This window comes from Roseovarius sp. MBR-6, from assembly GCF_040547525.1.
Classification (GTDB): domain Bacteria; phylum Pseudomonadota; class Alphaproteobacteria; order Rhodobacterales; family Rhodobacteraceae; genus Roseovarius.
Genome location: NZ_JBEPPW010000041.1, coordinates 1 through 8,785 on the forward strand (window position 1 = coordinate 1; position 8,785 = coordinate 8,785).

Sequence of the window (8,785 nt, forward strand, 5' to 3'; positions counted from 1 at the left end):
AGCAGGTCGCCCTTGCAGGCGATGAAGGACTGGCACAAACTCAAGCCGCAGTTGTTCAGGAAGAAGCCATACTACCTTCCGGGATGTGACACCTATTCACACTCGATATGGTGGCAAAACACTGATCAATTTGTCTCGAGAAAATCCGGGACGGTCCAAACAACGGTAATCGTTTCACATGAATAAGCCCAATCAACGGACCGTCCTGCCTGATGCAACGCTCCACGCCACAGGAATGGCAGTTAAGGCAGGTCTTGTAGGCCGTGTCGCTCCTCCCTTCCTCGGACTTTGCGTCGATTTTTCCCGCCTGAGCCCAACGGTGCGCGCGCTCCATGCGCTGTCCGAACGTGGTGCCGCTCCCGAAAAGATTCTTATGCGTTATCGGACCGCAACAGCTTGGGCGATCGCTGCAACCCTTTCGGAACACTATGGTTTGGATGGCGACACGGCTGTCTGGCGGCATATCGCTGCAATGTTTGGAGCGGATGTTTCGGTGGCGCGCCGTTCCGCCATCGTCGAGGAGTTTCGGAACGCCTGTCGTAAGTTGGGACTGACCGTAGACGGCTTCGACCGACCGGTCGACGTTTTGCTATTTCATGCTGGCGTCGCAAAGGGACAGCTGCCGCGCCTTGCCGAGGCTTTCGACCGCCATGCGCGGGTGGCGGGCGTGCCGGATAGCACTGATATCGTCGTGCTGAATCGCTGGGAGGACGAATCTCTGCAGCATCTTCCGAACAACCCCGTCCTGCACCGACCCATCATGCACGACCACTCCGCTTGGATGGCATCGATGTTTCTCGAGTGGCGGCGAGATCCCGTCGGGCTTCAAGGCCGGGGGCCCTATCTGGCCGCCCTTCATGATGCCTTCGAAACTGTCCGCAGCGAACGGGGCAATATCGTAAGCCGCGTCAACATTGCCCGGCCGATGGTCGTGGAAGGTCGCCTTGTCGTGCAGCTTCCGCCGGGATCGGGCCGCATGCGGGTTGAGGTTGATGGCCGAACACTGCGCCTACCGCGCGGCACGCTCTGGCCGGTTCCGTTGCCACCGCCGCTCATGGTCCGCTGGATCGAGGACGACGCACAGGGTGTGATGGATCTGGTGCCCGCAGTCGGCTACGCGATTTTCGATGCGGAGACAGGCCAACGGCTGACCGACGCTAAAGCAGGGCCGTCCTGCACGGTGGCGGCCCTCGATATCATCGTCCTGTCGCGTGCGCCCTTCTCGACCAACGGCGCGGCGGCGCAACCGCTGGGACCCGGATTGCAAGCAGCTCGGCTGGATCTGGCGTCGTCCGGGGTGCGTCTGGCGGGACCGTTCGACCTAGACCTTTCCGGTCAGCGGCGCACGCGCATCACGGTGTCGGGCCCTGTAATCGCGCGGGGGAGCAAGCCACTCTGGGGGCCGGATGCTCTAGTGACGGTCGATCGCGGAGCCCTTTCGGGTGAGACCATCGTATTGTCCGTCGAGGATGCAGGTTCTGCAGTGCTGACTTTGGACGAAAGCGGACGGGGATCAATTTCACTTGGATCGCTTCTGTCCGCAGCCGGGATGGACGTAGAAGGCGACCCCGTCGAGGTCGACCTCGTGCTGATGCGCCCGGGCGAGGACGGCAACCCACCGATGCCGACGCGGTTCAGACATCGGATCTCGGTATGGCCAGGATTTCTGGTGCGAACCGGGACCGTCCTCGAAAGCGTCCGCCCGCCGCGCAACGTGGTCAAAACGGATCTGCGTCATGTCCAGTTCGACGACCGTGGGCATCTGTGTCTTGACCGCCGCGGTGGCTATGATCTGGCGCGCCTTTCATTCGACCTTGGACAGCGGATCGCGACGTTCGACCTTCGCCCCGAGGGGGTGACGGCAACCCTGGAACGCGGAGACGGGATCACGCAGCCTTGGCGAATGGGAGATCGATTGGAACGAGACGGCAACACCCTGACGACGCTCGTCGTGCGCAGCTCAGATCGGCAGGCCTCGCTACGACTGGGGGACCGAACATTGACGAACCCCTTCTGGACGAGCACGGTCTGGCCGATCCCGCTACGCACGCTGGATGGAGCGCAGGCGCCGGATATCGTCCATGTTTCGGCCGCTGGAGAAGAAACCCTGATCGCAAGCGTCGTGACGCGCGAAACGCCCCGACACTTTGTCGCACGACTTGGCGGGACGCTGGCCAATCTTGACCTGGCTATGGACTGGCCCATCGGTGGCGTGCGGATGACAATTGTAGACGAAATCGGCACACGGCGAGACATTGAAGCTTCTTTTGACCATCTGCCTGCCGCCCTGCAAGACGCCCACTGGTTCAAGGCAGTCCCGGACGGAACGGGGGGCGCACGAATTAGCGTCGGCGGCGATCCGTTCGACGGTCTGGCGTTGGCCTCGCTGTCGGTGCGCGGTGTCGGGGCGAACACATGGTCGCCACTCGGCAATCTTCGCGGGGACTGTTTTGCACTGGCGATCCCGGCGGCACCCCTGTCGGGCAGCGGCGGGCGGCGTCGGCTAGCACAACTCGACAGATGGTTGACGCCCTGCTACGCGCGCGACGCCTGGGATGGCGGCCTGGGGAAGCGACTCGTCGCGCGGTGGACGGAGCTAGCGCAAACGATGCGTCGGACGGCAGGCGACGGGCGACAGCACTTATTGGCGCTGGCTCATGGCGGGCCGGAACCAGAGGGGTGGCTTCCGTTGACCCATCTGACGGGGCCTGTGCCCGACCTTTATTCTGCGCCCTGCGCCGCGTTCAGCCTGCTGGAAAAGTCCGCAGAACCTGCCGGTCGCGCGCTCTCCGTCATGGCCCATCTCTCAAATCGGCTGCGCAGCATCGAAGCCCTCGACACTCACGCCTTCGTCGCGTTTGCTAACCATCGCGATGCCGAACGTCACGATCTCCCGCTGGCAGGCTTCAATTTGCAGGTCCTGATCCACCTGCTCGAGGCCGCAGACACGGGCCATACCGCCATCTGGTCCGGCACGCCCGTTCTTGGGCCCGGGCACCTGCTGGCGGGCCGCGGGGCCCTGAGCGACCGTATCGAGGAAACGGCCCTGTTCGACGGCATCGACGCGGACGGCCCGATGAGCCTTCGGTCGGTGACCCTCAACGTTCTCGTTACCGCGCTGGCGTCCCGTGTAAGACTTTCCATCGAACTGGAAGGTGACGATACCGAATTCCGCATCCGGGCCGAAAAAGCCATCGTCGCCTACGCTCGTGCCGCGCGACAAGACGCAGTGGCTGCCCTGATTTCCGCTACAGCGATCGCGACGGAACGCACCCCCAGTGATATCGCCGCCGCCCTTGGCGACCTGTTGCGACTGGGCCCTGAGCTACTGTCATTCTATTTGATTGCTGCTGAATTGGAGCGGAGAGACCTATGAAGGACCACGGCGACACGGGCGGACTCGATCCGCTGGCCTTCCGCGACCGCTTGGCCCGGCTAATGCAATCGTTCACGACCACTGCGGCTGAAATATCGTCGGTTCATGCCCCTGACCTTGCACGCCGAGTGAGGGAAGAGATCGGTCGAGCACGACTTGTAACCGGTCCATTCGTCGAGAGCATGCCAGATTTCGAGAAGGGGGCATCGATCGCGCAGTTGGTCACGGAGGGCCTGATGGTGCCCGATTGGACGGCTCTGCCGCCCGCCCTGCTGGAACGGCCACTACACCTGCATCAAAGGGCAGCGATCGGTCGCGACGAGAACTATCTGGTCGCGACAGGCACCGGATCGGGCAAAACGGAATCGTTCTTGTTTCCCCTCGTGGACGACCTGCTGCGTCGGCGCGGCGAGACGGGTGTGAAGGTGATCCTGATCTATCCAATGAACGCGTTGGCCAGTGACCAGATGCACCGCATCGCGCGCCTTCTGTTTGCCGAACTGGGCGATCCCGGCCTTACGCTGGGCCGGTTCACGGGGCAGACGCGGTCTGATGCCACCCGTGCCGATGTAGCCCGCGAGATTGAGGCGGCGCCGAGCTACCGGTCTGCGTTCCCTGACGCCCGCACAGTGCCCGCCAATTGGCTGTTGTCGCGCAAGGAGATGTTGGCCACGCCGCCGGACATCCTCATCACGAATTACGCAATGCTGGAGCATATACTGCTTTTGCCTCGCAACAGACCGCTCCTAAAAGGAGCCGACCTACGCTGGCTGGTGTTGGACGAACTGCACAGCTACACCGGCGCGCAGGCCATCGAGGTCGCATTCCTTCTGCGCAAACTCAAGGCGCGATTAGGGCTTTCTCCCGGGACACTGCGTTGCGTTGGAACCTCGGCCAGCCTCGATCCCACACGCAAGGACGAGCTGGCGGCCTTCGCCCAGAACCTATTTGGCGAACCTTTCGGGGCCGGCGACGCCGCCGTCGTGACCGGACGACGCGCGCGGCACCCGGCGTTCGCCGGGACCGCCCCGACCGCGCGACTGTCGCCCGAGGACTGGATCAGGCTGGGGGCCGTCGTTGCGACCCTGCGGTCCGCAGGCGTTCTGGCGGACCCTGACGACACAGATCTAGTCGCGGACTGGAACGATGCGGCCGGAGATGTCCTTCCGCTGCCGCCCGGAGCCCATCTAGGAACCGCCTTGACTAATGCGCTGGCTGCCCTTCCGGAGGTCCGTGAGACTGCTGGGCTGACCGGCCGCGAAGATCGCAAGTGGCTGCTTGAAGATCTGGCTGCGACCATCTTTCCGGGTGCCGCACCCGAGACGGCGCAGGCAGCGATCACATCCATAGTCGCCCTGTCGGTCTTGGCAGTCCCTTCGGGCACTGGTGCCTATCCGTTGTTGCCCGCACGCTACCATTTTGCGGCGAGTGCCGTCGACGGCATCCTCGTCCAATTGGCTGCCGACGCCCCCGAAGGCTGGCGTGATGTGTCCATCGGACGGGTCGGACGGCCCGCGGCGGGGGAACTACCCGCGGCATGGCCCCTCCTGGTATGCCGTGCCTGCGGACAGCCCTATGCTGAGGCCTATGACGACGGTGCGGTCCTGCATCCGGTCCCGCCACGCAATGCGCACGCGACGCGGACAGTCCTGCGCCTGACCGGCCAGGGGCGCGCCGCAACCGAGGACGACGATGCTCCAGACATAGAGGTCTCCCCAGCCAGCACGGTCACGTTCGACCCGGCCACCGGTGCGATCCTGGATGACGGACAGGCGGATGGCCTCACACTGGACTGTCTGGCCGCCGAAACGGATGCCCTTGACCGCAAGCAATACATCAAGGGCTGTCTGGCCTGCGGTGAGACCGGGCGGGGCCATGCCGAGCCGCTTTCGTCGATCTATGCCGGTGACGACGCGCTGACGGCGGTGACCGCGCAGGCCCTGCTCGAGGCCCTCCCGGCGCGCGAGGGCTCCAAGGGGCCACTGCAGGGTCGCGCCCTTCTCGCCTTCGCCGACAACCGCCAAGACGCTGCCTTCTTTGCTCCCTACCTCGAACGCATCTCGCGGACCGAGGCGCTATCAGGCGCTATTGTCGCCGCTCTTTCTGACGCGGACGAACCTGTAAGTTTGACCAGCATGGCCAGCGAAGTGCAGGCACGTCTGCGCCGCCATGGCTTTGTCATTTACGATCGTGGAGATCAGGCAGTCGCGATGGACGGGTCGGCGATCAAGGACCGTGTTGCGGCACTGGTCGTGGCCGAGGTCACGAAAGGCGGACGAGGCAGGGATTCTCTCGAAGCGCACGGTCTGATGCACGTCAACCATGATGGCCTCGAAACAGCCGAGAAGCTGGCGCTTCGTGATCTGGCCGACACTTCGCTTGGCCCGTATGTGCCCGGGGTGATGCGCACGATCCTGCTGATGATGCGGCAAAGCAGGGCGATCTCAGATCTCGACGGTCGGCTGGACCTAACGGATGATGCTATCTGGGGTCGGGGCCTTGGGTCGGACGCGATCGCCTGGGAGCTTGACCGCATCTCTACCGGATCGCGGATGCGCGCAGTGTTGCCCTCGGGCCCACGGCAAACGACGCGCCTCACCTGGATCCTGACCGAACGCCTGGGCTTGGGCGCCGCCGATGCCGTCCGGTTGGCGACTGCGTGCTGGCAGGCGATGACCTCACGGCGCGCGGCTGTCCTGAGCGGCGGCAAGCGAGGTTCTGTGATCGACCTCGACCGGGTTCGCCTGAGCCCGGGTGGAGGCAGGATGCAATGCGACCGCTGCGGCCGGGTGGCTACATTCGATCTGGGCGGCGTCTGCCTGGCCTATCGCTGCAGCGGCAATGTCCGGCCCCTGACGGGGATCGATGCGAGCAATCACTATGTCTCGCGCTACCTGTCTGCGCCCGGTGCCGCCATCGCACGCGAGCACACCGCTGCGATCGGCGCCGATCTGCGCAGTGATATCGAGGGCCGTTTTCGCAACGGCACCGTCAACCTGCTCAGCTGCACGACAACCATGGAGATGGGCGTCGACCTTGGCGATCTGGAGGCGGTGATCTGCCGCAACGTCCCCCCCGGCATAGCCAACTATCAGCAGCGCGCGGGACGTGCGGGGCGGCGTGCGCAGGTGGCCCCGATCGCCCTCACAATCGCGCGGGGCGCACGCTACGATCAGGCCAGCTATCGGCGGTTTGCCGATTACCTCGCCGATGTCCCGCCGGTGCCTTATGTCTCTCTGGATAACGCCCGGTTCCTGCGGCGCCATCAAGTGTCCTGCATCCTCGCCGGATGGCTCGACCATCGCCTTGCCGGATCGACGCGCACCGGTGCGCCCCGCCTCTCGGACGTGCTGGGCCATACCCTCGACCCGGGCACAGTGACAGAGCTGGGCGTCGACATCGCCGCATGGCTGGACGGTCCGGACGGGCGCGACGCCCGCGCCGTGGCCGAGGCGATGGCCGTTGATCTGCCGCCGGGAACGGCTCTCACCGGTGGAGCGCTGACGCAACATGTCCGGGACATAGTTGGCCGTTGGTGCGATGCCATCGCGGCCCGCTGGCAGGACATGCAGTCGCGTGAGGAGGCGGCAGATGCCGCCGCTGCGGCGGCATCCGACGATGCGACCCGAGACAGAGCCCGGCGGCGGGCCTCACGCTTCTCCCAGGATCGCAAACGATACCTGGGCCGGTTTCTCACCGAGGCGTTGTCGCGCGGTGCGGTGATCCCGACCTACAGCTTTCCTGTAAACTCCCTGACCCTCGACGTGATGCGCCAGCGCGACGGTCAAGCCGCCAGCGGGATCGACCTGTCGCGCGATGCGGCACTAGCCCTATCCGAGTTCGCTCCCGGGGCCGAGACCATCGCGGCCGGGCGGATCTGGACCAGCGCCGGGATCGCCCGCCGGATGGCTACCACCGGCGGTCAGGATGCCTACGAAGAGCGCGGCTGGCTTTATGAGTGTCGTGCATGTGCCCAAGTCCGACTGGAGCGAGAAAAGCCGGAAACTCCACCCATGTGTCCGGGGTGTGCCAATGCAATGGCACCACCGCCTCGGCCCCATGTCGAGCCCCTCGGTTTTCTGACCTCCTACGAAAACGCTGCCGGCGGCGAGCCGGGCGTCAGCCGTCTGCGGCCGCGCGCGGTCGACGAGGCGCGTTTGATTACTCGCGCGCCTGCCGACCGTATGGTCCCTACCGAATTGCGCCATGTCGCGACGTTCTTTGCCCCGGCCTTTGCCGAAGGTGACGGTATTGAGGGCCGGATGATCGTCGTGAACCGGGGGCCGACCGGTGCGGGTTATCTACGCTGCCCCCGGTGCGAACACGCGAGACCTGCACCGGCCGGCACCCACGGCGGAACCGAAGTGGCCGCCCTGCACAAGGATCCAAGGAGCGGTGACAGCTGCCCCGTCGAGACGTTGAGCTGGCCCGTCGACTTGGCCCACGTCTTTTCCACCGACATCCGCGTCCTGCGGATCCAGTGGCCGATTATGCCGCCCGGAGGCACGCTGGACGGCGATGCTTGGGCCGACGATATGCTGCGCGGCGTCGCCGAGGCCATCCGCTTGGCCGCGGCCCAGATGCTCGAAATCGATGCGCGCGATCTGCGCAGCGTGTTTGAACGGGGGCCCGACGGTGCCACCATTGTGCTGTCGGACGCCACCTCGGGTGGTGCCGGCTATGTCCGCCGCCTCGTAGAGGAGCCGCGCTATGCCGCGCGCACCCTGTTTCTGCGCGCCGTCGGACTACTCGATTGCATCCGCGGGGACGATTGCAGGACCAGTTGCACTTCCTGCCTCAACGATTACTCCAACCAAAGCCATTGGGACCGGTTTGATCGTCATTCCAGCCGGACCTGGCTTCTCGACGTGTTGGCGCGGACGCTTGCTACGCCAAAGGGTGTTCCTGCAGACTGCGTGCCGACTGCCGAACCCGGCGGACTCGCCCTGCGCCCGCTGCTCGACTCCAGCCGGGAGATCATCGTCGCCGCGCAACGTCTTTGGGGCGCGCAGGATCCTGAAACGGCGATCGGTGCGGCACGTGCCCTGCGATCGTGGCTAGAGCTGGGGGCTGGGCGGATCGCCCGCATGGTCGTCAAGGAGATCGGCCTCCCCGAGACCGGACTCGATCGCGAGGTGGCGCGTATCCTGCGTCAGGTCGAGGAGGATGGCTTGCTGCGCATCGCGGTCCTGTCGCCCGAGACCTTCGATGGGGCACCGCGGTTCACCTTGTTGGGAAAGGAGGGAGGGATTGAGGAAGGTTTCTCGACCGAAGTTAGCCACGCTGCCCTTGCCGGGGCGGGAGCGGGGGCAGTGTGTCTGACGTCAGCACCCATGGGACAGTTTAGGCATATTGCGGAACGGAGGGTTTCCGGCTCATCGTAGCCTTCATGGAGCGAAGATGAGCAAG

Annotated in this window: 2 protein-coding genes; both read left to right on the forward strand. The window is 64.9% G+C overall.

The window, feature by feature from the left end; translation table 11 throughout:
* Positions 1 to 235 precede the first annotated feature (235 nt).
* Complete coding sequence (locus ABIE57_RS19910) at positions 236 to 3,376, forward strand: hypothetical protein (RefSeq protein ID WP_354540782.1); 3,141 nt, start codon at positions 236 to 238, stop codon at positions 3,374 to 3,376.
* Positions 3,373 to 8,760, forward strand: coding sequence for a DEAD/DEAH box helicase (locus tag ABIE57_RS19915; protein WP_354540783.1), 5,388 nt, complete (start codon positions 3,373 to 3,375; stop codon positions 8,758 to 8,760). Before ABIE57_RS19910 ends, ABIE57_RS19915 begins: the two co-directional genes overlap by 4 nt.
* Positions 8,761 to 8,785: the final 25 nt, after the last annotated feature.